The sequence below is a fragment of the Mucilaginibacter sp. P4_C11 genome, from assembly GCF_056402115.1.
In genome coordinates this window covers 114,543-140,469 of sequence record NZ_JBFUIA010000017.1, presented here as the reverse complement: position 1 = coordinate 140,469, position 25,927 = coordinate 114,543, and the positions used below count along the sequence as shown (strand labels likewise).

Annotated in this window: 25 protein-coding genes; 9 read left to right on the top strand and 16 right to left on the bottom strand. The window is 43.8% G+C overall.

Features of this window, described 5'->3' with window-relative positions:
• Positions 1-98: 98 nt before the first annotated feature.
• Positions 99-866 (top strand): exodeoxyribonuclease III, encoded by a 768-nt coding sequence (locus tag AC1DU2_RS17150; protein ID WP_477385453.1) that lies wholly within the window; start codon positions 99-101, stop codon positions 864-866.
• Between the two features lie 52 nt (positions 867-918).
• Here the strand turns inward: AC1DU2_RS17150 and AC1DU2_RS17145 are convergent, their stop codons facing one another.
• The 6 genes from AC1DU2_RS17145 to AC1DU2_RS17120 all read right to left on the bottom strand — a co-directional run bounded on the left by AC1DU2_RS17145 (position 919) and on the right by AC1DU2_RS17120 (position 4,255).
• On the bottom strand, positions 919-1,566 hold the full coding sequence (locus AC1DU2_RS17145) for a DNA-3-methyladenine glycosylase family protein (RefSeq protein WP_477385451.1): 648 nt from the start codon (positions 1,564-1,566) through the stop codon (positions 919-921).
• 5 nt (positions 1,567-1,571) lie between these two features.
• Positions 1,572-2,081: a molybdopterin-binding protein gene (locus AC1DU2_RS17140; RefSeq protein ID WP_477385449.1), complete on the bottom strand. Its 510-nt coding sequence runs from the start codon at positions 2,079-2,081 to the stop codon at positions 1,572-1,574.
• Positions 2,082-2,404: 323 nt separating this feature from the next.
• The gene (locus AC1DU2_RS17135; protein ID WP_477385447.1) at positions 2,405-2,953 is read right to left on the bottom strand and encodes a peroxiredoxin-like family protein; all 549 of its coding nucleotides are present in this window, start codon (positions 2,951-2,953) and stop codon (positions 2,405-2,407) included.
• A 117-nt stretch (positions 2,954-3,070) separates the two neighbouring features.
• Positions 3,071-3,310 carry a hypothetical protein gene (locus AC1DU2_RS17130; RefSeq protein WP_147054586.1) on the bottom strand — a complete coding sequence of 80 codons (240 nt, stop codon included), beginning with the start codon at positions 3,308-3,310 and terminating at the stop codon, positions 3,071-3,073.
• An 82-nt stretch (positions 3,311-3,392) separates the two neighbouring features.
• A complete protein-coding gene (locus AC1DU2_RS17125) occupies positions 3,393-3,671 on the bottom strand; it encodes a hypothetical protein (protein ID WP_477355060.1) in 279 nt (92 codons plus the stop codon).
• A gap of 11 nt (positions 3,672-3,682) precedes the next feature.
• Positions 3,683-4,255 carry a sigma-70 family RNA polymerase sigma factor gene (locus AC1DU2_RS17120; RefSeq protein ID WP_477385445.1) on the bottom strand — a complete coding sequence of 191 codons (573 nt, stop codon included), beginning with the start codon at positions 4,253-4,255 and terminating at the stop codon, positions 3,683-3,685.
• A gap of 254 nt (positions 4,256-4,509) precedes the next feature.
• Here AC1DU2_RS17120 and AC1DU2_RS17115 point away from each other — a divergent pair, with 254 nt between their 5' ends.
• The 4 genes from AC1DU2_RS17115 (at position 4,510) to AC1DU2_RS17100 (ending at position 8,658) form a co-directional block, all read left to right on the top strand.
• Positions 4,510-5,304, top strand: a complete 795-nt coding sequence (locus AC1DU2_RS17115) for a DUF1223 domain-containing protein (protein ID WP_477385443.1) — start codon at positions 4,510-4,512, stop codon at positions 5,302-5,304.
• A 271-nt stretch (positions 5,305-5,575) separates the two neighbouring features.
• A complete protein-coding gene (locus tag AC1DU2_RS17110) occupies positions 5,576-6,289 on the top strand; it encodes a cytochrome b/b6 domain-containing protein (RefSeq protein ID WP_477385441.1) in 714 nt (237 codons plus the stop codon).
• Positions 6,270-7,064 carry a molybdopterin-dependent oxidoreductase gene (locus tag AC1DU2_RS17105; protein WP_477385439.1) on the top strand — a complete coding sequence of 265 codons (795 nt, stop codon included), beginning with the start codon at positions 6,270-6,272 and terminating at the stop codon, positions 7,062-7,064. The genes AC1DU2_RS17110 and AC1DU2_RS17105 overlap by 20 nt, the downstream gene beginning before the upstream one ends.
• Before the next feature lie 247 nt (positions 7,065-7,311).
• Positions 7,312-8,658 (top strand): MFS transporter, encoded by a 1,347-nt coding sequence (locus AC1DU2_RS17100; protein WP_477355077.1) that lies wholly within the window; start codon positions 7,312-7,314, stop codon positions 8,656-8,658.
• 165 nt (positions 8,659-8,823) lie between these two features.
• On the opposite strand, the gene AC1DU2_RS17095 is transcribed toward AC1DU2_RS17100, so the two are convergent.
• From AC1DU2_RS17095 to AC1DU2_RS17075, 5 genes are all read right to left on the bottom strand, one after another.
• Complete coding sequence (locus tag AC1DU2_RS17095; RefSeq protein WP_477385438.1) at positions 8,824-10,062, bottom strand: class I SAM-dependent methyltransferase; 1,239 nt, start codon at positions 10,060-10,062, stop codon at positions 8,824-8,826.
• Positions 10,063-10,282: 220 nt separating this feature from the next.
• Entirely contained in the window at positions 10,283-11,128 is an 846-nt protein-coding gene (locus tag AC1DU2_RS17090) for a DUF1365 domain-containing protein (protein WP_477385436.1), read from the bottom strand.
• Between the two features lie 281 nt (positions 11,129-11,409).
• Positions 11,410-12,702 (bottom strand): NAD(P)/FAD-dependent oxidoreductase, encoded by a 1,293-nt coding sequence (locus AC1DU2_RS17085; protein ID WP_477385434.1) that lies wholly within the window; start codon positions 12,700-12,702, stop codon positions 11,410-11,412.
• Position 12,703: 1 nt separating this feature from the next.
• Positions 12,704-13,837, bottom strand: coding sequence for an alpha/beta hydrolase fold domain-containing protein (locus AC1DU2_RS17080; protein WP_477385432.1), 1,134 nt, complete (start codon positions 13,835-13,837; stop codon positions 12,704-12,706).
• Positions 13,834-14,868, bottom strand: a complete 1,035-nt coding sequence (locus tag AC1DU2_RS17075) for an SAM-dependent methyltransferase (RefSeq protein ID WP_477385431.1) — start codon at positions 14,866-14,868, stop codon at positions 13,834-13,836. Before AC1DU2_RS17075 ends, AC1DU2_RS17080 begins: the two co-directional genes overlap by 4 nt.
• Before the next feature lie 340 nt (positions 14,869-15,208).
• On the opposite strand from AC1DU2_RS17075, the gene AC1DU2_RS17070 reads away from it, so the two are divergent.
• Both AC1DU2_RS17070 and AC1DU2_RS17065 read left to right on the top strand, forming a co-directional pair.
• Positions 15,209-16,417 (top strand): BamA/TamA family outer membrane protein, encoded by a 1,209-nt coding sequence (locus tag AC1DU2_RS17070; RefSeq protein ID WP_477385430.1) that lies wholly within the window; start codon positions 15,209-15,211, stop codon positions 16,415-16,417.
• Positions 16,418-16,622: 205 nt separating this feature from the next.
• Complete coding sequence (locus AC1DU2_RS17065; protein ID WP_477385429.1) at positions 16,623-17,201, top strand: PAS domain-containing protein; 579 nt, start codon at positions 16,623-16,625, stop codon at positions 17,199-17,201.
• Between the two features lie 57 nt (positions 17,202-17,258).
• On the opposite strand, the gene AC1DU2_RS17060 is transcribed toward AC1DU2_RS17065, so the two are convergent.
• Entirely contained in the window at positions 17,259-17,666 is a 408-nt protein-coding gene (locus tag AC1DU2_RS17060) for an SPW repeat domain-containing protein (RefSeq protein WP_477385428.1), read from the bottom strand.
• A 313-nt stretch (positions 17,667-17,979) separates the two neighbouring features.
• On the opposite strand from AC1DU2_RS17060, the gene AC1DU2_RS17055 reads away from it, so the two are divergent.
• A complete protein-coding gene (locus AC1DU2_RS17055) occupies positions 17,980-18,111 on the top strand; it encodes a hypothetical protein (protein ID WP_262713510.1) in 132 nt (43 codons plus the stop codon).
• 275 nt (positions 18,112-18,386) lie between these two features.
• On the opposite strand, the gene AC1DU2_RS17050 is transcribed toward AC1DU2_RS17055, so the two are convergent.
• From AC1DU2_RS17050 to amaB, 3 genes are read right to left on the bottom strand one after another with little or no spacing between them, the layout of a single operon-like run.
• Positions 18,387-18,905, bottom strand: coding sequence for an Imm42 family immunity protein (locus tag AC1DU2_RS17050; RefSeq protein WP_477385427.1), 519 nt, complete (start codon positions 18,903-18,905; stop codon positions 18,387-18,389).
• Between the two features lie 18 nt (positions 18,906-18,923).
• A complete protein-coding gene (locus AC1DU2_RS17045; protein ID WP_477385426.1) occupies positions 18,924-20,564 on the bottom strand; it encodes a S8 family serine peptidase in 1,641 nt (546 codons plus the stop codon).
• A gap of 25 nt (positions 20,565-20,589) precedes the next feature.
• Positions 20,590-22,131: an L-piperidine-6-carboxylate dehydrogenase gene (gene amaB / locus AC1DU2_RS17040; RefSeq protein ID WP_477385477.1), complete on the bottom strand. Its 1,542-nt coding sequence runs from the start codon at positions 22,129-22,131 to the stop codon at positions 20,590-20,592.
• Between the two features lie 234 nt (positions 22,132-22,365).
• On the opposite strand from amaB, the gene AC1DU2_RS17035 reads away from it, so the two are divergent.
• Entirely contained in the window at positions 22,366-23,769 is a 1,404-nt protein-coding gene (locus tag AC1DU2_RS17035; RefSeq protein ID WP_090638257.1) for a tetratricopeptide repeat protein, read from the top strand.
• 148 nt (positions 23,770-23,917) lie between these two features.
• Here AC1DU2_RS17035 and AC1DU2_RS17030 read toward each other — a convergent pair whose 3' ends face one another.
• A complete protein-coding gene (locus tag AC1DU2_RS17030) occupies positions 23,918-25,927 on the bottom strand; it encodes a TonB family protein (RefSeq protein ID WP_477385425.1) in 2,010 nt (669 codons plus the stop codon).

Genomic DNA, 25,927 nt, shown 5'->3' with positions numbered 1-25,927 from the left:
GATAAATGGTATCAAAACATTGCGGATATAACTAATATTGCAAAAAGTATTTTCCAATCATTTAAATCAAAAATTCCCCCTTCAGGGGGTTAGGGGGCATGAAAATAATCACTTATAACGTTAACGGTATCCGGTCGGCAATAAGCAAAAACTGGCTGGCCTGGCTACAGGCTACCGATGCCGATGTAGTTTGCCTGCAGGAAATTAAGGCTACGCCCGATGTACTAACTGATCTGGGGCTGGTTGACCAGATGGGCTATCAACACTACTGGTTCCCGGCCGAAAAAAAAGGGTACAGTGGTACTGCAATATTTACCAAACAACTGCCCAAGCATGTTGAATATGGCTGCGGCATCCCCGATTTTGACCGCGAGGGCCGTTGTATCCGGGTTGATTTTGACGAGGTATCGGTCATGAGCGCTTACTTTCCTTCCGGCTCAAGCGGCGATGAACGGCAGGTTTTTAAATACCGTTTCCTGGATGAATTTGGCCGGTATTTGACGCTCTTAAAATCACAAATCCCTAACCTGGTAGTTTGCGGCGATTATAACATTTGCCATCGCCCCATTGATATCCACAACCCAAAATCAAACGCCAACTCATCCGGCTTTTTACCCGAAGAGCGCGAATGGATGGAGAAATTTATAGAAGGAGGTTTTATAGATACCTTTCGCCATGTGAATAAAGAGCCCCATAACTATACATGGTGGAGTTTCAGGGCCGGTGCACGCGGCAAAAACTTAGGCTGGCGCATTGATTACGCCATGGCCAGTACAGAACTGGAAGCCAACATCAAACGGGCTGCTATTTTACCCGAAGCCAAACACTCAGATCATTGCCCAGTGTTACTGGAGCTGGAGTTTTAACCCCCTAACCCCCTAAAGGGGGAACTCATTTGCATAAAGCCCTTTATAGCTTTCAAAAAACTCCCCCTTTAGGGAGCCGGGGGGCTGCCGACAAATAATAATGCCACAACAACATACTCGCCACGGTTTTATAGGGCGCCCACTGCTCTGCTACGGCAAGCACTTCTTCCCTGCTGGTATCTTTTGGTAATTTTTTCACCCGCTTTAAGGCATTCACAGCGGCCAGGTCGCCAATGGGGAATATATTGGCGTGCTGCAGTACAAACATCAGGTATACATCGGCTGTCCAGTTGCCGATGCCTTTCAAGGCGGTGAGTTTAGCGCGGATAACATCGTCTGGCAATTGTTCAAGGGCTGCTAAATCCATCTGGCCGCTGATGATAGCTTCGGCCAGGTATTTGGTATAGCTGGTTTTTTGCCGGCTAAAGTAACAGCTTTTAAATTCCTCGTCGGTAAGTAACAGGACCCTCGCTGGGGTAATTTCCTGTACCCGCTCACGTATTTTGTTCAATGCGGATAGCGCCGAGGCCAGCGAAACCTGTTGCTCCAGGATAATGTGCACCAGGGTTTCGAACGTGTTGGGCCGCGACCAAAGCGGCGGATAGCCGTATGCGCTAATGATATCAGCCAGATCAAGATCGGCTAAAGCAAGTTCATCACAAATCTGGTGATAGTTGGTGTGATTTATCCGGCCAAACATGGGCGTTATTCGGCTTGTTTTACAATGATCTTATCCAGGTTGTGCAAATACCTCCGGCCGGTTTTAAAATCAGCAGCCGAGCTCATTTGCAGGCTTTCGGGCATTTTATCGGCTTTTATACCATTTTTTTCTGTCAGTATAAAAACATGGTTACCTACCTCGGTATTGTATAGCTCGTTCCAGGAGTAAACCACTTTGTAGCCATCGTTACCCTGGCAAATAAAATAAAAAGTACTTAGCAGCTTGGGGCTGCTGGTTTTAAATGCCGTGTGGCTTAAAATATCTTTCAGTAAAACCCCTTTCAACTGGTCGTCCTTGTGTTTAAACTCCCCTAAGTGGTTGGTCACATTCATTTCGCCAATATCCTGAACTTTGTACTGCATAATGGAATCAAGGGTAATAACCGATTCTTTTACAACCAGCCCGGTAATGCTAAACTTTTGTGTTGGGTTAAGCTTTTCCTGGGCAAAGGCAGCCGTGCTATATAGTAATGCAATTAGTAGTAGTTTTTTCATGGTTTGGTAAATATAGGGAGCCTTATTGAAAATTTAAACAAGACTCCCCGATTATACCTGAACACACGCCAAAACATGGTTAACATAACTTAACACATTTTATATCAAACTTTCGCAAATATTTGATAATCAATATTTTATATTTTATCATGGTTAACACTAAACTGAGCGCGTAATTCAGGTGCATCCAAGTATTTGCGCCTGTTGGCCAATAAAGTTCCTTCGGTACCTGGATCATTTACCTGGGGCAGCCAATAAAACAAGGTTTCGTTTGATGCTTTTAGCTTCCCGACGACATGACCGGACAATCCAATGCGTTGCCATTACAAAGCCCGCATAATATCGCTTATTGATGCCCGCCTGGTATAATCCTTATTAAAATGTACAAAAGTAATTTTCCCTGATTGATTAATTACATAAGTGGCCGGCACCGGCAGTACATGGTCGGTATTGCCATTGCTTGCATTCAGGTCAAGGCCAAAGCCCTTGTATTTAGCTACAGTAGCATCATCAAGTACATAGTCTACCTTATAATCTTTCATAATGGTATACCCCTTATCCTGCACTATCGAAAATGAGGCGTGTGTTTTTTGGATGGTTTTATCGATGCCTTCCTTAGTTTCGGGGGTTACCGCAATTACATAGGCTCCCTTTGCACTCAGCAGTTGTAAAGAGTCCTGCAATTGGGCGATGTGCTTATTGCAATAAGGGCACCATTCGCCACGGTAAAAAAACAACACCACAGATTTATGCGCCCTTAATAATGTCTTCAAATCAACGGACTTACCTGCATTATCGGTAGTACTAAAAACGGGCACTGTCCCCTTTGCTAAGCCCTGTTTGCGCGCAAAGCTGTAAGCCTGTAAAAGCAAGCACTAAAATTAAAATGTATTTTTTCATCATTGAATTAATTAAGCATTATAAAATAGGATTAAAAAAGAAGAGGGAGCATCACCTCCCTCTAAACGATCAACAAACCAAAAACCAGGTTACATTTTACCTGCTGTGTCTTTTTTCATTTTATCCATCTTCCCTTTTTCCATTTTGGCCATTTTTTTCTTTTCCATTTTAGCCATTTTCATTTTGCCCTTGGCCATTTTTCCGGTATCGCTTACTGCGGTAACCGATACTTTTAAATTTGCCGGCGTTAATGATTTAGCCTGCACGTTAAGGGTTAAACATAGTGCAACTACTGTTGCTGCCAATGCGCCTGAAATAATTGTTTTCATACTTTGATTTTTAGTTTTCATGTTGCTTTATACTAACATTTCAACCTTAGTCGGGCGGCTTAATGATACCTTACAAAATATTTTAATTTTTATTTAATTCCTCATCAATGCGGTGTTGCAGCTCTTTTTTAAAACCATCGTCAAGATGCGCGCCTTCGGTTTTCATCGAGTCATGAAAAAGTTGCTGCACCATTTGGTTAATAACACGGCTTTGCTTGTTATACAATGTACAAACCGAGCATCCCGCCAGGTGGATGCGCAGTTCGATAAATTCGCGGAAGCTTAATTTTTTGTATTGCTTTTTTTCAATCAAAAATGTAGCCTGCCTGCAATTGTATATAATATGTTTTAGTGGACTCATGTTGCTCTTTTTTAAACCCAGTTTTTTTGCAGGCAAGCCCTCAGGTTAAGCTTGGCCCTGTGAATAATTACCCAAAAGTTGGCCTGTGTAACTTTAAGCTCGCTGCAAATAATATCTGTAGTGGCATCATCAATATGTTTCATGGTAAAAACAGCCATCCAAAGAGCGGGTAGTTTTTGCATGCACTTTTGTAATATGCTGTTAAACTCCTTGCCTGCCAGCGGGTCATGGTCTTCAATGCCAAAAGGCTTTGGCTGGTAGGCCTTGTTCCAATGCCCGTTGTCTTCGTCAAAAAAATCCTGCTGCTCCTCTTCGGCCTGTTTAACATCGGTGTTTTTTAAGCCCGATGATTTTTTCCGGTAAACATCAATGATCTTATTTTTAAGGATAGCTGTTAGCCAGGTACGTTCGGAGCTTTTGCCTTCAAACTTATCGGCCCTTTGTAAAGCCGCCAAAAAAGTTTCCTGCACCAGGTCTTTAGCCATTTCTTCATCGTTCAATCGCGACAGCGTATAGCCATACAAATAATCGGCATGAGTTTCAACCCAAAGCCTGGGGTTTAAAAGTTGGTTATCAGCAGCCATTAAATAGTATTTTCATAAAACCTTTATTCTGTTAGTCGTTTATGCCGTCCAATCCTTACAATAAAATATTGCTTTTTTTACTTGCCCAAAACCGGTTTATAATTGCTTAAATTTACTTATATCCTGTTGATTATATTTTAATTACGCATTTATTTGCCTGTTACCGGGCCTGCCGAATAAAAAATTATTTTTTGTAAGGATATCCCAAACAAGCCGACTAAGCCATAAAAACGTATATCAAACTGATAAAAATTATGAAACGATTTAAAATATTGGCCGTTGCTGCCGGCCTTTCAATAGCAGTTTTGGCAACAACAGCATTTACTATCCATAGTAGCGGGGCAAAAAAAAGTTATCCCAAAATTACAGGCAACGGATTTGCGGTAATTGAGCTTTTTACATCCGAGGGTTGCTCCAGCTGCCCGCCGGCCGATGAGCTGGTGGCTCGGGTACAGAAAGAAGACGTTGACAAACCGGTTTACATTCTGGCTTTCCATGTTGATTACTGGAACCGCCTGGGCTGGAAAGACCCTTTTAGCAGTGCTGATTATTCGAAACGCCAAAACCAATATGCTAACTGGCTAAACCTGCAATCGGTTTATACGCCACAGGTAGTAGTTAACGGGCATAAGGAATTTGTAGGATCAGAAGAGGGTACTTTGCGTAATGCTATTACCGCCGGCTTACGCGCCGCCCCGGCGGGTGGGCTAACTCTTAACGCGCAGAATACCGCAGGCCATATTGCCGTGCAGTACAAGGCCGAAGGTGCAGGCAAGAACACCACATTACTATTGACCCTGGTGCAAAAAAACGGGCAAACCAAAGTGCAGCGCGGCGAAAACGGCGGCCGCACACTATCGCATGTGCAAATAGTACGTAACCTACAAAGCGTGGCATTAAACACAGCTGGCACCGGCGCAGCAAATATTGCTTTGCCCAATGGTTTTAACGCCGCGGGTTATGAGGTTATTGGCTTTGTACAAAACAACGGCACTGGCGCCATATTGGCCGCGGCAAAATCGGGCTTTGATACCGGTGTAAGTAAATAATAAAAGAGAAAGCTTTGTTGTTCACAAACGGGTTGTGGATTACAAACAAGGAATTTCAGAAAGTTTTTTTAATTCCCTCCCAATGGGAGGGGTGCGGCTGACAAAGAGCGCAAAGGCAGGGAGGGGTTATACGAGCGACAAGCTGAATGGTGCTTGAATGCCTGATTTAACCCCTACCTCCTCCTTCCCCAAGGAAGGAATCGCACAAGCCGGCGCTCTTTTGAACATTCAACGCTTTAATTTTCCAAGTCAAACACCAAACCAACACTAAATGAAAATAATAAAAGAAAAACACCCGCTGGCCATGCGGTGGACGCATTGGGTGAATTTCCCCATCCTTACAATTATGATCTGGAGCGGGATGCTTATTTACTGGGCCAATGATGAGTACAGCATCACGCTGTTTGGGCATACCTTTTTTAGTTTTTTTCCCCAGGGGTTTTACCATGCCTTTAACATAACCCACCGGCTATCTGAGGGGATGGCTTTCCATTTCCTGTTTATGTGGGCTTTTGCAATTAACGGCCTGGTTTACGTATTGTACACCATCATATCGGGCGAATGGCGCGAACTGGTACCGCAAAAAAAATCGTTTAAAGAAGCCTGGCTGGTGTTGCTGCATGATTTGCACATCCGCAAAATGGCTCCGCCTCAAAATAAATACAACGCGGCCCAGCGCATTGCCTACACCGCAATTATTGTAATGGGTTTTGGCTCGCTGATAACCGGGCTGGCTATTTACAAACCGGTGCAGTTTTATTATTTAACCTGGTTTTGTGGCGGATATCATTTTGCGCGCATCCTTCACTTTGCTTTAACCATTGGCTATGTGTTTTTCTTCCTGATCCATATTGTACAGGTGATACTTGCCGGCTGGAATAATTTCCGTTCGGTGATATCCGGATTTGAAGTTATCACCGTAAAAGATCCTGAACCTATTACCGAAACCCCAACCCCCACTACCGATGAAAACCCCGTTCAATAAAAAAAATAAAGGCCCTAAAAAAACCCTTACGGTTGAGCAAAAGATCAGCCGCCGCAATTTTATATCATTTGGCACCTTTTTTATAGCTGCCGGGGCTGCCTATGGTGGCTGGAAATGGCTTTATAATTCGCCCGAGGAAACGGCAACCGTAACCGCCGGGGCACGGGCCCCTTTGCGCCGGGCTTTAAACAAAACCGAGCTTGCCTTCCGCAGGGTATTCAGCAATAATAACCTGGTTAAAACTTACCCTAAAGAAATGGCTGCAAAAAATGTACGCCATAATGAAGACATTGGCAACGAAGGAAAAATAGAGGCGGCTGCCTGGCGGTTGCAGGTAAAAAAACACTCGGGCGAGGTGCTGAGCATCTCTATTGATGACATTAAAGCCCTTCCAAAAACAGATATTGTTTATGATTTTAAATGCGTGGAAGGCTGGGACCAGATATCGCATTGGGGCGGCGTAAAATTCAGCGATTTTATAAGCCATTTTAAATTAGACGACCAGGTAAAATTACAATACGTAGGCCTGGCAACGCCCGATAAAGTGTATTATGTAGGTATTGATATGCCAAGCGCCATGCACCCGCAAACCTTGCTGGCTTACGAGGTAAATGAACAGCCGCTGCCGCCAAAACACGGCGCGCCCTTAAGGCTCATTATCCCGGTTAAATACGGCATCAAAAACCTGAAACGCATAGGCACCATGACTTTTAGCGATAACCGCCCGCCCGATTACTGGGCCGAGCAAGGCTATGATTATTACTCGGGACTTTAAAAAGGGGAAAGGTAAAAGGAGAAAGGTAAAAGGGGAAAGGGGAAAGGTAAAAGGAGAAAGGGTGAATGATTCGCCTTTACCCCTCAAATAACCTTTCTCCGGTAGCTTATCCCCGTCAGCCGCAGCTACCTTTTACCTCTCGCCTTTTACCTTTTACCTGCCCCGCCGCCGCCGAAGCTACCTTTCGCCTTTTACCTTTCGCCTCTCACCTTTGCGGCATTGAGTTAATATTTGCATATTGCAATACATGCCGGCAGCTAAACTTCCACTTTCAAAACAACTTGCTTATGCCTGCGGGATGATAGGCTGGAGCGTGATGACTAATATCATTATCGTGATGCTGCCCTACTTTTACCTGCCGCCATCCAACTCGGGCTTAATTCCGCTGGTGCCGCAGCTGCTGGTGTTTGGCGTGCTCAATATCATGTCAATCATCGTAGCCTCAGGCAGGTTTGTTGATGCTGTTTTTGATCCCTTTATAGGTTCATTGAGCGACAAAAGCGAAAACCCGCGAGGGCGGCGTATCCCTTTCATGAAATGGGCTATTTTGCCGGCGGTTGTTTTTTGCGCGCTTACTTTTCACCCGGTAACCCGATTGGAAAGCATGAAAAATGCGGCCTGGATCACGTTTACCCTTGTTTGCTTTTTTATGGCTGCCACCAGCTACATTATCCCTTATAACGCGCTATTGCCAGAGATGGCCGATACCGCAGCCGAAAAAGTAAAGCTCTCCTCGTTTCAACAGGTGGGTTTTGTTATCGGCATTATCATATCGGCCATGGTAAATAATTTTGCCGACCTGGTGCAGCATAGCTTCCACATTTTCGACCGCAATTCGGCTGTACAGTATACCATCTGGGGCTTGTGCGGCTTTGCCGGGTTAATCATGCTGGTGCCCGTTTTAAGTATCGATGAAAAAAAATACTCCAGCAGCAAGCCAACCCATTTACGGCTGATTCCGGCCATCAGAAAAACATTTGAAAACCGAAATTTCAAGTACTACCTCATATCCGATTTTTCGTACTACATGTCGCTCAGTATCATATCAAGCGGCTTGTTATATTTTTTAACCGTACTGCTTAACCTGCCCGAATCAATGGGCGGGGTTTTAATGGGATCGATGGTGTTGTTTTCGCTGGTGTTTTATCCCATTGTTAATTTCCTGTCTAAAAAAATCGGTAAAAAAATAATCGTGCTTTTTTCTTTTGGCCTGTTGAGCCTCATTTTTGTAGCGATATTTTTCCTGGGTAAATTCCCGTTTGCGCCGCAGGTACAAATTTATATCCTGGTTTTAAGCGCGTCTTTTCCGCTGGCATCATTAGGCATCCTCCCGAATGCAATACTTGCCGAGATTGCCCAAAGCGAGGCCCTGCGTACGGGCGAAAACCGCGAAGGGATGTTTTTTGCTGTTAAATACCTGTTTGTAAAATTAGGCCAAACACTGGGTATAGCCCTGTTTGCTTTTTTAACCGTATATGGTAAAGATCCGGGCCATGATTACGGCCTGCGCCTTAACGGTATTTGCGGTGCGGTGCTTTGCCTGCTGGCTATTGTATTTTTTAGCCGGTTCAGGGAGCAGAAGGTGAGTGGATGAGGGAATTTGAAAATTTGAGGATTTGAAAATGTAATGAAGCGTAGGCATTGATTTCTTATCGCCGGAATAACGCCCTCGCGCCGCGTCACTGTTGCGGCGCATGCGCTCTTGAGGAGATTTGAAAAACCACTCACCCAATCAACTCAATCAACATTCACCCAAACACTACCTCCCAATATTATTAGGCCGTGTATAAACCAAATGCATCACGTTGATGTTGCGCATTTCAAAGGCGGCTTCGCAATAGCACAGGTAATAATTCCATTTGCGGATAAATTTATCGTCGAAGCCCAATGATCTTACTTTAGGCAGGTGGGCGTTAAAGGCATCGTGCCATAATTTTAATGTTTGGGCATAATCCAGCCCGATATCTTTCAAATCAACCATCGTCATATCGCCGGTGCGGTTAATAGATTGGTTGATGGCGCCTACCGATGGCAGCAGCGAACCGGGAAAAATATGCTTCTGAATCCAATCAACCCCCTTACGCAGGGCTTTGTAGCGTGAATCGGGCGAAGTTATTACCTGGATAGCCAGGATGCCATCTCTCTTTAACAGCTCATGGCATTTTTGGAAGTAAACATCCATATAGTTAAAGCCTACGGCTTCCAGCATTTCAACAGATACTATCTTATCAAAAGTACCATGCATCTGGCGGTAATCTTTTACCAGTATGCTTACCCTATCGCTTAAACCGGCTGCCTCAACACGCTCAACGGCCAATTTGTGCTGCTCTTCAGATATCGTTAATGAAGTTACTTTACAGCCATATTTTTGGGCCATGTAAATGGCATTGCCGCCCCAGCCGCTGCCAATTTCAAGCACATGATCGGTTGGTTTTAAATGTAGCTGGCGGCACAGCCTGTCATATTTGGCTATCTGTGCTTCTTCCAGGCTTAAGCCATCTTTATAAAAGTAAGCAGCCGAGTAAGTCATGGTAGGATCAAGAAAACTGGCAAAGAAATCGTTATTCAGATCGTAGTGCTCCGAGATGTTCCTTCGCGAGCCTTCAACCGTATTGGCCCTTTTAAAATGATATATTTTATTAAACCACTTCATGATGTTAAGCGACAACGTTTGAACTTTGCTGCCCGAAAGGCCCGGTGTATTTTCAATATTCAGCAGGAACCATTTAATTACATTAGTAATGTTATCGGTATCCCAAAGCCCATCAACATAAGCCTCGCCAAAGCCAATATCGCCGAATAAAATAAGGCGTTTATAAAATTCGCTGTGGTTTATGGTAACGCTTGCAGTAACATTACCCGTGCTATTGCCCAGAACCATTTGCCCGCCATCGGGCAAAGTAAGGTAAAGGGTTCCCTTATCCATTTTTGATAGGATATTCAAAACGATATCCTGGTAAAAGCTATTGTTTTTTGTGATTGTAAGCGTGCTGGCCATGGTTCAGAAAACTATTATGCTGGTATGGTTATTTGTAATAGTTACGTAATTTAATTGGTGCAAGGTTTTATACAATTACAAAAAATTGCAATAAGGCAAATGAAAGAGTCAAGAAATTAGATTCAAGAATCAAGAAAGACAAAAACAATGATCAATTTTTATATTTAATTTCGATCAGGAAAAAGCCACTAAACTGATAGCTTTTATATTCGAGCACTTTTTATTGTCTTAACTCTTGATTCTTGCCTCTTGGTTCTCTTCCAAAAGGTCTGAACACTTCTTTTTGCAGTTCTTTTTGATCTTCTTTTTTATGAAAGGGGATTTTTTTTAGCCAAAGCTTCAAAGCCTGCCAATGTATAAGCGTAATTACTTTTAGGGTGATGAGCGGGAAGCTGATAAAATAAAGCAGCAGGTTGGCATCGGTAAGGGGTTTTCTTACTCCTTTTAACGTACTGATAAAAAAACGGTTGCCTTGTTTATCATAATCATCAATTCTCACTTCCAGTTTTTCGCCGGGGATGTGCAGGTCGAAATCAAAATTGGTATCCATATCGATGAACGGCGATACATAAAAGTATTTTTTGGTGTTCAGTTTAAACTGATCGCCTTGCATAGTAGCAGCGCTTAAAAAGTACGGCTTCATCTCCAGAAAGGTATTGCAAACCTCCACTATTGAACAGGCAATTTGCCCGTTTTCGTGATAGCAAAAATAAAACGATACCGGGTTAAACTGGTAGCCCATGGTGCACAGGTTGGTAAGCACCATGATACGGCCGGCACCAATATCCACGCCGTTTTGTTGCAGATAAGCGGTGATATGCTCGCGGATGTTTTTGGAGGCATCCGGATTTTCGCGCGGCAGTTGCAAATGGTCTTTATCCCTGAAATTGAACAGGTTGAACCGGTTACGGCTCATCAGCTTCAGGCTTTTGCTCAGGCTATCAATCTCGTCCAGGTCGAGGTAAAACATAAACACCTCGTAGTGAAAGCTATGCACCTTTGGCGCAAGCCGGTGGTGCATCACTTTTGCCTTGTATAAGCAGGAATTGATAGCGGTGATTGCCATGTATGAATATACGGAATAAATGGCCAACTGGTTTAGCAAGGCCGGTAGCTTACCGAAAAATTAGGTGTTTTAAATTCCGGAAATTACGAGCGTCAAAAGGATCAGGCAGCCTCTACGAGGCAAAAAAGGGAGAGACAATATCTTCTACAAACGGGTAGCCTCTACGAGGCAAAAGTGCAATGCTGGTATGCCTCGTAGAGGCTACCCGTTTGTAGCACAAAAAACAAAGATCTTTTTGCCCCCTCGGGGCTACCTATTTTCCGGGAAAGTGCTTAAGATGCCTACACCGCCGGCTGGATCGCCACACTTTCATCATACACCGGCCTACCCAGCAATTGCGAGCAAAGTTTAACGGCGCTGGTAAAAGCATCCTCGTGGAAGCCGTATTTAAAATAACTGCCACAGAAATAAACCGGCCCATCAAGGTTTAGCTTATACAACTGCTCCTGCGCGTTTATGGCGGGCACATCAAACAAAGGGTGGTGATAATCAATCTCGCGGATGATCTTTTTAGGGTCGATGTTATCGTGCGGGTTGATAGATACAAAATAGTTCTTTTTATCTGATACGCCCTGCAGCATGTTCATCCAGTAAATGGTGCTGGGGTTAAGTTTGCCCTTTTCATTTTGGATGCGGTAATTCCAGCTGGCCCAGGCCAGTTTGGTTTTGGGCATAATGCTTTCATCAGTATGCAGGGTGGCTTTGTTGTACTGGTATTTAAAGCAGGATAGCAGGCTGTGCTCGCGCGGCGTAGGCGTATCCAGCAAGGCAAGGGCCTGGTCGCCGTGTGTGGCTATAATCACCCTGTCGAATGTTTCCTGCGAGCCATCGGCTGCATATACCGTTACTTTTCCATCAGGGGTACGCACAACCTTGGTGGCTTTGCGGTTTATATGAATACGGTCTTTAAACGGCTTGATCAGGATTTCCCGGTATGATTGACTGCCTTTCTCCAACGTATACCACTGGTGCTGGGTATCCAGCCCTAAAAAGCCATGGTTCTGAAAAAATCGGATAAGCGTTACCGCCGGAAAATCCAGCATTTGCTCCATCGGGGTTGACCATACGGCCGAGCTCATGGGCACCAGGTATTTCCACAGCATTTCTTCTCCAAAACCAAACTCTTTTACATACCGGCCTATCGAATAACTGGCATACTTCGGGTCGTCAACAATTTTAACGCTCTCTTTATTAAACCTGCCAATCTGCATCAGCATCTTAATGTATTTAATATTGAAAATGTTCTTGCGCTGTGCAAACAAGTGGTTTACACTCGAACCCGAATACTCCAGCCCGGTAGGCACATGTTGCACACTAAACGACATATCGGTTTTTTTAACCGGCGCGCCAATCTCGGCAAACAGTCGGCACAAGTTGGGGTAAGTATGATAGTTAAAAACCATAAAGCCGGTATCTACATATACGGGCTTACCCTCTTCGTCTACCGTTACAGTATTGGTATGGCCGCCAACATAGTTATTTTGCTCGTAAAAAGTAAGGTCGCTGTTGGGGTGCAGGAAATGGCCGCAGCCCATACCGGCAATACCGGTGCCTATAATAGCCGTTTTTAACATGTTATTTTGTTACCGTATTTAAAAAGCGTTCAACAGTATAGGTAGCCAGCTGCCCGCCAGGCCCGTTTAAATTAAAATCAAAGCCGTGGGTGGCCCAGGGCAGTTTTAAGTAAAAATGCTTGATGCCGTTTTGTTTTAGCTTCAGGTTTAACCTGCGGCTGTGCTCGGGCGATACCAATACATCGTTTTCGCCGTGGATGATCAATGTAGGCAAGGCTTGCTTACCCACAAACTCCAGTGGCGAGCAAGCCGCAAACTTTTGCGGTACCTGCTGATAGGTGCCCCCGATGTAATCGCGCATCACTTTACGCGAATCCATGATCAACCGGCTTGATGGTATGGAATATCCCCAAACCATATCTGCCGGGCCATAATAATCAATTACTGCTTTTAAACCAGGCTCATGCAAGGTGTAAGCAGCCAGCAAAGCTATCTGCGCCCCGGCCGACCGGCCCAGCAAAATAAAATTGTTGGTATCGATATTTAGCTCGTCCGCATGTTTACGCAGGTAAGCAAAAGCGGAATGCACATCCTCCACCGGCGCAGGCGTTTGGTATTTGGGCGCCAGGTGATAAGTTATGGCAGCCACATTATAACCCCTGCTTGCCAGGTAGCTGTTTAATTCGGGCAGTTGTTTATTATCGCCCTTATTCCATGAACCGCCATGTACAACTACTACGCAGGGCCGGTTACCCACTTTTTGCGATGGGAAATAATCCATCGTAAGGTTTAAATCCGAGTACTTATTGTAGATATAGGTTTTAAATGCAACCTCCTTGTTTCCCCTGAACATATTAAAAAAACTATACGGTGGCTGTGTATTGGCACCATCAATAATAGTGCTGCCCGGGCCAAACGCTGCGGTAAAATTCTGCTTAAGATTTGCGGCTACATTATAGGCCCTAATTATTGGTGTGGTAAATAAAATAAGGGCCAAAACACCCGTAATAGTTCCGGCCAGCTGGTATTTTGCCGAAAAAAATCCCGACAAAAGCGCGGCTAAACTAAACAGCATAAACACCCAGCAAAACTCTGTGGCGATGATGGATACCATCCACATGGTGTATTCAAAGGCTTTAAAAATTGAGAGTAAGGATATCAGCAATAATATAATGCAGATTATAAAACGGATCATGCTGCTTTTTTATGAAATAAATAGTGACTTACAATCCATTCGTTACCGTTATTATAGCTCCAAAGCTCGGCGCAGGCCATGTAAAATATACGCCAGTACACCCACCATTTCACGGCCTGGTCTTTCCCGTAGGTTTGCTCAAACAATGGCATAATTTCGGCTTTGTGTTTATCCATATTGCTTAGCCAGGCCTCGGATGTTTTGCCGTAATGGCTGCCGCTTACGTGCCAGTGCTTTTCAACCAACAGGTCGTCGTTAAAATAAAACATCAGGTCGTCGCTGGGCATAATGCCGCCGGTAAAAAAGTATTTGCTCATCCAGTCGGTTTGGTCAATTACCTCAAACAGGTAAGCGTATTCCTTGTGGGTAAATATATGAATGAACAGCTTGCCATCCAGCTTTAAAAACGACGCTACTTTGGCCATCAGCAACTGGTAATTACGCATATGCTCAAACATCTCCACCGATACCACTCTGTCGAATTTATCGGCTATCGTAAAAGTGTTCATATCGGCGGTAAGCACAGTAAGGTTGCTTATTCCCCGCCTATCGGCCTGCTCATCAATATGGGCTTTTTGGGTACGGGAATTGGACACCACCGTGAAATTGCTTTGCGGAAATTTAGCTGCCATGTACAAGGATAATGAACCCCAGCCACAACCCAGTTCCAAAACATTCATGCCGTCGGCTAGTTCGGCACGCTGGCAGGTAAGTTCCAGCATATCATCTTCAGATGTATCAATATCGGTAACCCCACGCTTCCAGTAACCGCTTGAGTATTTTAAATTTTTGCCCAGGCAGTACTGGTAAAATTGGGTTGGTACTTCGTAATGCTGTTCATTGGCATCAGCGGTATTAACAGCTATAGGCGATGACTTTAGCTGGGCAATCAACGACATTAAATGTTCCTGCTGAGCCTCTACATCCCCTTTATTTTCATCGGCAAGGCGTTGCTTTAATAATTTACGAATCCCCTGCCTTAAAAGCAGGTCCGGAACTTTGTTTTGTTCAATTAGTTTATCGTACCACATATTTTAGGTTGTACGTTTAACGTGTTAAGTTATACGTTTTTTTGTTGAGTTGATTTTTAGAGGTATACGTTGTACGTTATAACTTGGATTTCGCCGCAGCTATTTTTATTATTTATCTCGACTTTTCACCTTACCGCGGAAGTGTTGTTTAATTTTTAACGGCACAAATACCTCTCTAAAAATCAAACAAAATCCCGCTTAACATGCGCACTTTCAAAATGATAAGTTTATATTAGCAATCACTAATTAATGCCCTAAATTGATTTCACTAATTTGCAGGTTTGCTCTTGCGCTACTTTTTCTTATCTCAACCGCAACTGCCATTCGTGCGCAAACCAGGATGAGTTTAGAGGATTCGCTAAAAACCCAGAGTGACGCCAATGGTCTTTTAAATTCCTTTTTCAGCAGTAAAAAACCGGCAACCGCAGATACCAGCCGCCAGGAAAAAAACTTTTTTTGGGCGGTATTACCTTCCGCAGCCTACAATCCAAGTGTGGGCTTTGCCGTAGGCGCAACATCGGCCGCGGGCAAATACTTTGGAGACAGGCGCAATACCATATTATCGGTTATGAACGCCGGGGCTTACATATCCACAAACGGCCTATCCACACTTGAATTTAAACACAACGCTTTTACTTCAAAAAATATCTGGAACCTGCAGGGCATCCTACAGGTAGGCAAAACCATAGCCAAAGATAATGGCCTGGGCACCGGGCGGCGTAGTGTTGGCGACGGACCCTTTCATATGGGCGATCAGCACTTTGACGATAACCCCGACGAGTTTCCTATCAGGTATACTTACTTAAAAATAAACGAACGTATTTACCGGAAAATAACCGACCATATTTATGTGGGTGCCGGCCTTAGCTTTAATTTTTATAACAACATTGACGACAACCGCAAAAACATCCCGGTTGAAGAAACACACAACTACAGGTATAGTATCCGCAAGGGCTATTATCCTTTTAGATACAATGCAAACGGCATCCTGCTAAATTTTCAGTACAACAGCCGCGACCAGCCCAACCGGGCATTTAAAGGTATTTACGCCGATGTGATTTTGCGTACAAACCAGGGCTGGCTGGGCAGCAACCATAACGCAGTGCAGCTAAAAGCCGAATTCAGGAAATACTGGAGCCTGAGCGATACCGACCCCGAAAACGTGCTGGCCTTTTGGCACTGGGCCAACTACCTCCTGAGCGGATCGCTACCTTACCTTGAATTACCCGGCACCGCAAGCGATGCTTATGGCCGCATTGGCCGGGCTTTCATAATAGGGCGGTTTAAGGGGCCCTCCTTTGTTTATAACGAAGCCGAATACCGGTTCCCGCTAACTAAAAATAAGCTTTTAAGCGGTGTTACTTTTGTAAATATCGAATCGGCCAATAACCAGCGGGATATCAAATTATTCAGGTATTGGGAGCCCGGCGCAGGTTTTGGATTAAGGTTGCTGTTTAATAAATACACCCGATCAAACATGTGTTTTGATTACGCCCGCGGCAGCTATGGTTCCAATGGCTTTTTTTTAGGGCTTAACGAAGTGTTTTAAATACTTTATTTACATATAAAACACTTCTGTCGCCTATAAATCACAAATGGTTTCATTTTTGCGAGGGAAAGCGAACAGTTTTAACCTTAACAAAAATGCGCGTTCCATTAACCCCTGAGCTGCTTGGCAACCTGATAGAAAAAGGATACAGTTATCTTTTAGTAAATATTAACAGCCAGCTACCGACGAAGCCGTTACCATTACCATGATGCCGGTAAAACAAAAACCGGCGTTAAGCAACCTGCCAGATGGTTACGAAACCTTTTATAAAATTACACGCGAACCGATGCAATTGGCCTGCGGTGTAGATAGCAGCAATATTTTTATTGAATATCATACTATTGATGATACCATCACCCAGGACGAATTATTTGACGACCGCTATTTCAGGATGAGCGAAGATTTTTTCAGGCAGGTATTGGAAAGCCTGGAAGATTACGCGGTAATTACTACCGATACCAATGGCGACATCAACAGCTGGAATACCGGCGCCGAAAAGGTGTTGGGTTATAAAGAGCATGAGATTTTAGGCAAATGTGCCGATGTGTTTTTTACGCCTGAAGATGTTGCAGCCGGTGTGCCGGAGCAGGAGTTAAAAACTGCCCTGAAAGAAGGCCGCGCTATCGACGAACGCTATCATATGCGTAAAGATGGCACCCGTTTTTGGGGCAGCGGGCTGGTATTTCCGCTGCATGACGATCAGAACCGGCATCGCGGATATACCAAGATTATGCGCAACCTGCGCGAAAGGGAACAAGCACAGGAACAAAAAGCTCCTGAATAAAAAAGGGGCGCAAATTGCGCCCCTTTTTTATTATTTCATAATCTATGCAGCCCGAAATTACAATGAATCGGTTGAAGTGATACCTCCTTGTTGCAATGTATGTTCTTTATTAATCAATGGCGAACCTTGGGTAAAGATGCCCATGATAAATAACGCGCCACCAAAAAGTACCTGCGGAATCCAGATAGTTGAATGAAAATCATACACCCAAGGCGAGCACATTAAAAACGAACCCATAATTACATCGTTTACATTATGCATGCTCATCGGGAATACTTTTAAAAAGCCCAGTTTGTTATTGGCAAAAATAGCCATGATCAATTGCAACCATCCTATAATTAATGGTAAAAATAAAGCCGCGCCACCAATGTGCAAGGTATCAAATGTCCACAGTGTCGAAATTAGTAAAAGGGCAATTACATAATTTAAAACTGCATAAGTAGTTGTAGGAATGAAGCTTTTCATTGTTGTAGCTATTGTTGTGTTATAATTATATTATCGTACGTATGTTAAAAACCGTTTCAAAGTTAAACATTTATACAGTTTTTTGATATTTAAAATCTGCTGTAACGTTTTATATTACTTAAAACAAGTACCTTTAATTAATTGCTTTAGTAATTCGATTCAAAGATAAGCGTTTTAAAAAATAAAGCAATTCCTTTTCTTCCTTTAATGGCGGGGCAAAAGAAACTCCCGGCTAAGTACCATTTCCAATACAAATTAAACCAGGCTGCCAAGTTTGCTGGCCTAATATTAACATCTATAAAACAGAATCATCATGAGCAAGGACAGACAAGCCGTAAAAGAAAAAAAGAAACCTGCCGCCGAGGGCGGTAAAAAAGCGCCATCTGATTATCAATCGGGCAAAGCCAATGTGGTAAAACCCATTAATGCCGATAAGAAAAAGTAGTTTTTAGCGGGCGAAGATTTTCGGACGAGGGATCTCCGAAAGTAAATAGCGTGGAGTGTCTCGGTAGAAACCAGCCGCGACAAGAATATTATGTCATTGCGAGCGATAGCGTGGCAATCTCGTCGTATGCATAGCGGATTTACATAGTTCGCGATTGCTTCGTACCTCGCGATGACATAGTTTATTTTGTCATTTCTGTATTCATTGGATGTGTCGGCACCATAGCCAACTTTTCTATCGACTCATCGCCTGTGGAGACATATTCGATAGGTAGATTACTCCATAGAATCAATTTCAACAGACAGTGCCTCTATAAATTGCCGGGAAACGAATTCAAAATAATTCGTAGGTATAAAAGCCTCTTCAATTTGATTTGTTTTATAACTTTTCCATATAAATCGTTGGCGGTTTTCAATAGGTTCATTGAGTAGTATGAGTCCTATCTTATCCCTTATGCTGTCTTCCCCGACTTTATCCAACCAAAATACATCTCTAAAATAACCGTAAGACGCACTCGTATTTCCTTTATAATCATCGTCGAAATACTTTTCATATACGTCATAAAATAGCTCATCCTTTGGTATTATTTCAGATCTGAAATAGATACGGTTTCCCGATTCCTTTAGAAAATCTTTCAGATAGGATAAAGAAATAGACAGTGTCGTAAATTCTTCATAAATACCAACTTGAACGTCCCCTATCCAAAAACAAAAATTTCCCCAATAATCGTTTTTGCCATGATCTACAAGTTCCCATTGGTATGCAAATAAACTTTTATCGCCTATAATTTTCATTGCACCTTTAACAAATCACTATTTCCTCTCGCCCTGCAAAGTTGCTGCTATTTGCAATGCTTTATAGGCGTTTACAATGCCGCCGGTTTTGCTTAGAGTTGTAAAATCAACCTTATCTGTTTTGCTACCGGGCTTATAAACCATAGTACCGGTAAGCGGCGTGGCCGATGCCAGGATCACCTGTTTTAGCTGTTTGGCGCTCAGATTGGGATAATACTCTAATAAAAGAGCCGCTATACCTGATGTTATAGGTGCCGAAAAGCTGGTGCCATCCTCGGTGTTAAACTCCGCATCGGTATCAACAGTGGTAACCTTTACCCCCGGGGCAAAAACATCCACCATCTTTTTGCCGTAGTTGCTAAAGTCGCCGGCCAGGTGATCGCCCAATTTTGCTGATGAAGCGCCTACGTTGATCAGGTTATCTGCATCTGTTGATGATCCATCGGCAAATAAATCATTCGGATAATCGGGATTCTTATCCATATCGTCGTTATCATTTCCGGCAGCCAGTACCAACAGCACTTCTTTTGAAGCGGCATACTTAAACGCGTCATCAACCCATTGCTTATGAGGTGATAATTTCTTTCCAAAGCTCATGTTAATGATTTTGGCCCCATTATCAACCGCGTAGCGGATGGCGTTGGCAACATCTTTATCATACTCGTCGCCATTAGGCACGGTTTTAACGGCCATAATGCGCACATTGTCGGCTACGCCATTAATTCCGTAACCGTTATTACGTACCGCGCCAATAAGCCCGGCCACGCCCGTACCGTGCGATGCATCGGCAAATTTTAACAGGTTATTACCGTAAGGCTTATGGTCCATGGTATCTACATTGTCGCCAATAATTCTTTTACGGGCTTCCAGATCGGGCGCTAGGTCATTGTTCAGTTTGGCAAGGTATTCGCTCAAATCTTTAATAATTTCGGCATTGGTTTTATTGCCGCCTTCCTGTGAAAATATGGTTGTCCAAACATATTTACTCTGGCTCAACGTATCGTTGGCGGTTTTCAGGTTCACTAAATCCGTTTCCCTAAAAGTGCCGCTTGCCCCTATTTTAAGCGCTTGTTTAATATACCCGCTGGTTGCCATCAGCGCGTTCATGATAGGCTGCAGTTGCGTGGTTTCGGTAGTTGCCTTGTTCAGTGTTGTATCATAAATAGTTTTAACGCGCTGCCAATAAGCAAATTCTTTTTTGTTGGTAGCGGTGCTATCGGTAACATTTGCGTACTTTCCTTTCAGCTTATTATACTCGCGCACCTCCTCGGTAGTTTCGTTAAAATCGGCTTTGCCTCCGGCGCCGCCCAAAAAATTCCAGCCATGTATATCATCCACATAACCATTATGGTCGTCATCAATGCCATTGCCCGGAATTTCCTTTTTATTTACCCATAAAATACTTTTCAGGTCTTTCTGCAAGGTGTCAATACCACTATCCAATGTGGCTACCACTACTGTTTTACTTTGCTTGCCTTTTACAAAAAGGTAAGCTTGTTTTAAGCTGATGCCAAAGTAACCCTCAGTTTTAAGATCCATCAGGTGCCAGAACTTTGGTGGTTCGGGCTCGGGCTTTTTCACGGCCTCCTGGGCCGATACGGTTATTGTTAGTGACGAAAATAAAAGGCTGCTTAAAATAAATGGACGAAAATTGAACATGTACAAGTATTAGAAAATAAAAAAATTAGAGGTCGAATTTGATCCCCTGGGCTAAAGGCAACGTTTTTGAATAATTAATAGTATTGGTTTGCCTCCTCATGTAAACTTTCCATGCATCAGATCCCGATTCGCGGCCGCCGCCGGTTTCTTTTTCGCCGCCAAAGGCACCGCCTATTTCGGCCCCCGATGTACCAATGTTTACGTTGGCAATTCCACAGTCAGAACCAGCATAGGATAAAAATTGTTCTGCCTCGCGTAAATTATTGGTCATAATGGCCGATGATAAGCCCTGTGGCACCCCATTTTGCAGCTCAACAGCCTCTTCGATGGTTGAATATTTAATCAGGTATAGTATTGGGGCGAAGGTTTCGTGCTGTACAATTTTGTAGTGATTTTCTACCTCGGCAATACAAGGTTTTACGTAACAGCCCGAAGCATAGGCATCGCCCTCCAGCTTGCCGCCTTCTACCACAAAGTTTCCGCCTTCGGCTTTGCATTTCTCAATCGAATTAAGATAAAGGGTAACAGCGTCGGTATCAATAAGCGGCCCCATGTGGTTATGCTCATCTAACGGGTTGCCTATACGTATCTGGCCATAGGCGCTTACCAGTTTTTGTTTAAAGGTATCGTAAACACTTTCGTGAATAATGAGTCGGCGTGTACTGGTACAACGCTGCCCGGCTGTGCCCACCGCGCCAAATACGGCGCCAATTAACGACATATCCAGGTCGGCATTTTCGGAGATAATGATGGAGTTGTTACCGCCAAGTTCCAGCAGGCTTTTGCCCAGTCGTGCGCCAACAGCCGCGCCAACAGCCTTACCCATACGGGTTGATCCCGTGGCCGATACCAGCGGTATCCGGGTATCATTGGCCATCAGTTCGCCAATGTTACGGTCGCCGTTAATTAAATTCAATACACCGTCGGCTATGTTATTCCTCTTTAAAACCTCCTGCGCTATGTGCTGGCAGGCAATGGCCGTTAAAGGTGTTTTTTCGGATGGTTTCCAAATGCTTACATCGCCACAAACCATGGCCAACAACGAGTTCCAGCTCCAAACGGCTACCGGGAAATTAAAGGCCGATATAATACCTACAATACCCAGCGGGTGGTATTGCTCATACATGCGGTGTTCTGGCCTTTCGCTGTGCATGGTTAGTCCGTACAGCTGGCGGCTCAGGCCAACTGCAAAATCGGCAATGTCAATCATTTCCTGCACTTCGCCCAGGCCCTCCTGCAGGCTTTTACCCATCTCATAGGATACCAGGGCACCAAGGTCTTGTTTATTGGCACGCAGGGCCTCACCTATCTGGCGTACAATCTCGCCTCGTTTAGGGGCCGGCGTTGTACGCCAGGTTTTAAACGCCGCAGCGGCCTGCTCAACTACCTGATTATAATCGGCTTCGGTAGCAAATTTAACCGACGCTATTTTTTGGCCGTCAACCGGCGATGTAATATTTTTTATTGCTGCACCGGCGCTGCTGCCCCAGTTGCTGCCTGTACTAAAAGCATCATTTACATCGTTTATATGTAAACGTTTTAGAATGTCTGTTATATCAAGGCCCATAATTGTTACTTTTGCCAAAGGTAGAAATCTTTGAAGCAATTTTTTGAATTGCGGGTTTTTAATGATTACTGTTAATTATCAATACTTTGTAATTAACGGTTGTTAACAATGTTTGAATGTTGAAAACTTATTTGCAAATTGGTTGCTTACTTATTTGTATTTTGACTTTCAATAAGTCTTTACAAGACAATTACAATTGTTAACCTAAAGCGGATGTTCTGCAAACAAAATTGAATGGAAGAAGAATTTGAATTTGGTTTTACTGAAGATCCCAAATTTTCGGTAGAGCGGTACGAGGAAATGATTCGAAATCAAGACCAGTACTTTTTTGATGCCCAGGCGTTTGAGAACATTATCGACTATTACATCGAAAAGAATGATCCGGCCAGGGCGCTACAGGTAGCAGAGTATGCGCGCAATCAGCACCCATTTGCAGCGGTATTTTTAATTAAACAGGCCCAGTTACTGGTAGTAGGCAATAAGGTACCCGAAGCTTTTGCAGCGCTTGAAAAAGCAGCCATGCTGGAGGCCTCAGATGCCGATATTTACATCATTCGCGGCAACCTGTACGAGAGTATGGAGCGTTTTAGCGAGGCCCTGGAAAATTACGAAAAAGCACTTGGCCTGGCCGAGGAAACCGACGAAATACTGCTGCATATAGCTTACGTTTACCAAAACATGGGCGATTATGATACCGCCATAAGTTATCTTAAGCTGTGCCTTAAGCAAAATATGGAAAATCAGGATGCCCTTTACGAACTGGCTTTTTGCTACGATGTAATGGACAACCAGCAGGAAAGCGTACAGTTTTACCAGCAATACATCGATAACGAGCCTTATAGCTACGCCGCATGGTACAACCTGGGCAATGCCTATACCAAATTGAGCTTGTTTGAAAAAGCTATTGATGCGTATGACTATGCCATCCTGATTAAGGATAGCTTTGCATCGGCCTACTTTAACAAGGGTAATGCCCTGGTTAACCTGGAAAAATATGCCGAAGCTATTGAAGTGTACCGCCACACCTTTGAGTACGAGCAGCCCAATGCCGATACTTATTGCGCCATAGGCGAATGCTACGAAAAGCTGGAGCAGATGGATGACGCCCGTGCATTCTATAAAAAATCGGTAAAAATGGATCCAAAACTGGCAGATGCCTGGTTTGGTATCGGGGTTACACTTGATTTTGAGGAACGCTATTTTGAGGCGCTTCATTTTTACAAAAAAGCCCTTGATTTGGATATTGCCAATGCCGACTACTGGTTTGCTATTGCCGATGCCGAGTACAAACTGGGCCACATGACCGAGGCCGAACAGGCTTATGAAAAGGTGGTTGAGCTAAACCCGCTGGATATTGATGCCTGGCTGGATTACTCGTCTATATTGTATGAGCAGCAACGTTTGGTTGGCGCTATTGAAATTATATCACAAGCCATAAAAAACAACCCCGAAGCAGCAGAGCTGTACTACAGGATGGTTGCCTATCTGTTTGCCAAAGGCGAATACAACGAAGCACTAAACCACCTGGAAATGGCCCTCACAAGCGATCCGGAAAAGCACTATATTTTATTTGATTACCTGCCTCAATTACAAAAAAATAAAGTGATTGTGGATATTATTAACAGGTATACGAAGTAGATCTCAAATGTGCAGATATGCAAATTTCAGATGTGCAGATGATTGATTGAACGGGGTATGTTACTATAAATAAGAAAAAGGGATGATGATTTGCTGATCAAATCATCATCCCCTTTTATCATCTGCACATCTGCACATCGAAAAACATCTACTTCTTCGTAGTAATTTTTACAACGCCATTGATGCCTTTCTCGCCATATATGTCGATGGCGGATCGGTCTTTTAGTACATCAATACTTTGAATGCAGTTTACAGCGATGTTTTTTACACCGGCAGCGGCTATCTCTTTACCATCAAGCAAATAAAGCGGCTCGTTGGTCTTGCTATCTCTTCTCATCGTGAAATAACCCTTTTGGTCAGCATTGCCTGCAACACGTCCTTTAAATGTATCTTGTTGGGTTACAACCCCTGTGTAGGATGGGGTATTATCTTTTGATGGTGTTACTTTCCCTGTTTTGTTTTCTGTGGCTTTGGCAGGCTTGCTATCATCAGCCAGTTTAAAGCTAATAGGGACGGAGTATTGCACGCGCACAGCTTTACCCTTTTGCGTACCAGGCGACCAATTGGGCGACATTGCCAGCACTCTGAGTGCTTCAGCATCAATATCTCGGCTTACTCCCCTGACAATTTTGTTGCCCGACAGCGAGCCGTCTTTTTCAACCACAAATGTAATTATCACCCGGCCTTGTATTCCTTTTTCGCGGGCATCTTTAGGGTAACGTATATTTGATCCCAGGAATTTGACAAATGCCTCAACCCCACCAGGAAATTCGGGCAAGTGCTCAACAGAAGCAAACACGCTATTGGTTGAATTTGGCGGTAATTGCTCAACTACAGGTGGCGGATCGCCTTGCTGGCCTGCGTCTGCTGTTTTATCGCCCTTATCTAACGTAAAAGCTATAGGTACAGAAAATCGTGTACGTACTTTATGGTGATTTTGAATTCCCGCTTTCCAGGTTGGCGAAAGCTTTAAAACCCTTATCGCCTCCTCATCAATTTCGGGGCTTACGTTGCGCTGCACCCTGATGTTTGACAGACTACCGTCTTTTTCGACAATAAAGGTACAAATTGCTCTTCCCTGGATGTGCTGCTCCCTGGCTGTTGCAGGATACCGGATAGTTGATGCTATAAATTTACCAAAAGCCCCAATACCTCCCGGAAACTCGGGTAATGTTTCTACCGATGAAAACACAGCATCACCTGTAGTATCGGCCAGGTTTTTGATTTCTGCGCCTTTTATCGGTTCGCTTTCGCTAATCACGGTTGATAGATCAACCTGTGCGGCCGGGGTAATAAAAATTTCCTGTGCTTTACTGTTAATAGCCGTAACGGCCTGGCTATTATTGATGGTAGCAGATGACAGGATCAACATTAAAATGAACAGCGGTGCAGATAAACCATATTTAATAAGCCTGATGCGCTGAGATTTGTTTTTTTGCAGCATCACAATGCGTTGTTTTAATAAACTATGGTTAAAAAAGGGGTTCACCAGCCGGTGGGTTGGCGTGTTAAACGTTTGGCTTAATAGTAACAAAGCGTATTCGGCTTTGCTGGTGCCGGCCTGTACAGCTTGCCTGTCGGCAATGTATTCGTGAATGTGTTTAATTGCAATACGATAAAGATAAACAACCGGGTTAAACCAGTTAATGATCATTACCATTTCTACAAGCAGCACATCGGCCGAATGCCATTGCTGCGCGTGTACTTGTTCATGCGCTTCAATAACAGCGTTATCCGGGCCATCTTCGCTTAGCTTTACCGTTTTAAAAAAAGAATAGGGAACCTCAGCTTTGGGCATCCGCATAACCCGGCGCAGTTTAAACAGCTGCAGGGTAAGCTTTGCCGATAAAATCAAAATACCCAATAAATACAGCGAGGCCAATATTTCGCCCATTTTAATGTGGCTGGTTTCCGTTGCATTAAGCTGGTATTGAATAGCTGGGAGGCTATAAATGGTGTATTTTACCTGCTGGGTTATAAAAAGATTTTGAACCCAATCGGCCTGTATAACGGGTATAAAAAATGAAAGAAGAGCGGCCGTGACAAGATAAATCCTGTTTAATTGAAAAAAAGTTTCTTTACGCAGCAACAAAACATAAAACGCATAAAATAAAACCAGGTAAATGTTTACCAGTAATAAATATTGCCACCAGCTCAT

Coding starts and splice junctions, on each gene's coding strand:
- AC1DU2_RS17150 (WP_477385453.1), top strand. CDS start 99: ATGAAAATAATCACTTATAACGTTAACGGTATCCGGTCGGCAATAAGC.
- AC1DU2_RS17145 (WP_477385451.1), bottom strand. CDS start 1,566: ATGTTTGGCCGGATAAATCACACCAACTATCACCAGATTTGTGATGAA.
- AC1DU2_RS17140 (WP_477385449.1), bottom strand. CDS start 2,081: ATGAAAAAACTACTACTAATTGCATTACTATATAGCACGGCTGCCTTT.
- AC1DU2_RS17130 (WP_147054586.1), bottom strand. CDS start 3,310: ATGAAAACAATTATTTCAGGCGCATTGGCAGCAACAGTAGTTGCACTA.
- AC1DU2_RS17125 (WP_477355060.1), bottom strand. CDS start 3,671: ATGAGTCCACTAAAACATATTATATACAATTGCAGGCAGGCTACATTT.
- AC1DU2_RS17120 (WP_477385445.1), bottom strand. CDS start 4,255: ATGGCTGCTGATAACCAACTTTTAAACCCCAGGCTTTGGGTTGAAACT.
- AC1DU2_RS17115 (WP_477385443.1), top strand. CDS start 4,510: ATGAAACGATTTAAAATATTGGCCGTTGCTGCCGGCCTTTCAATAGCA.
- AC1DU2_RS17110 (WP_477385441.1), top strand. CDS start 5,576: ATGAAAATAATAAAAGAAAAACACCCGCTGGCCATGCGGTGGACGCAT.
- AC1DU2_RS17105 (WP_477385439.1), top strand. CDS start 6,270: ATGAAAACCCCGTTCAATAAAAAAAATAAAGGCCCTAAAAAAACCCTT.
- AC1DU2_RS17100 (WP_477355077.1), top strand. CDS start 7,312: ATGCCGGCAGCTAAACTTCCACTTTCAAAACAACTTGCTTATGCCTGC.
- AC1DU2_RS17095 (WP_477385438.1), bottom strand. CDS start 10,062: ATGGCCAGCACGCTTACAATCACAAAAAACAATAGCTTTTACCAGGAT.
- AC1DU2_RS17090 (WP_477385436.1), bottom strand. CDS start 11,128: ATGGCAATCACCGCTATCAATTCCTGCTTATACAAGGCAAAAGTGATG.
- AC1DU2_RS17085 (WP_477385434.1), bottom strand. CDS start 12,702: ATGTTAAAAACGGCTATTATAGGCACCGGTATTGCCGGTATGGGCTGC.
- AC1DU2_RS17080 (WP_477385432.1), bottom strand. CDS start 13,837: ATGATCCGTTTTATAATCTGCATTATATTATTGCTGATATCCTTACTC.
- AC1DU2_RS17075 (WP_477385431.1), bottom strand. CDS start 14,868: ATGTGGTACGATAAACTAATTGAACAAAACAAAGTTCCGGACCTGCTT.
- AC1DU2_RS17070 (WP_477385430.1), top strand. CDS start 15,209: ATGAGTTTAGAGGATTCGCTAAAAACCCAGAGTGACGCCAATGGTCTT.
- AC1DU2_RS17065 (WP_477385429.1), top strand. CDS start 16,623: ATGATGCCGGTAAAACAAAAACCGGCGTTAAGCAACCTGCCAGATGGT.
- AC1DU2_RS17060 (WP_477385428.1), bottom strand. CDS start 17,666: ATGAAAAGCTTCATTCCTACAACTACTTATGCAGTTTTAAATTATGTA.
- AC1DU2_RS17055 (WP_262713510.1), top strand. CDS start 17,980: ATGAGCAAGGACAGACAAGCCGTAAAAGAAAAAAAGAAACCTGCCGCC.
- AC1DU2_RS17050 (WP_477385427.1), bottom strand. CDS start 18,905: ATGAAAATTATAGGCGATAAAAGTTTATTTGCATACCAATGGGAACTT.
- AC1DU2_RS17045 (WP_477385426.1), bottom strand. CDS start 20,564: ATGTTCAATTTTCGTCCATTTATTTTAAGCAGCCTTTTATTTTCGTCA.
- amaB (WP_477385477.1), bottom strand. CDS start 22,131: ATGGGCCTTGATATAACAGACATTCTAAAACGTTTACATATAAACGAT.
- AC1DU2_RS17035 (WP_090638257.1), top strand. CDS start 22,366: ATGGAAGAAGAATTTGAATTTGGTTTTACTGAAGATCCCAAATTTTCG.
- AC1DU2_RS17030 (WP_477385425.1), bottom strand. CDS start 25,927: ATGAGCTGGTGGCAATATTTATTACTGGTAAACATTTACCTGGTTTTA.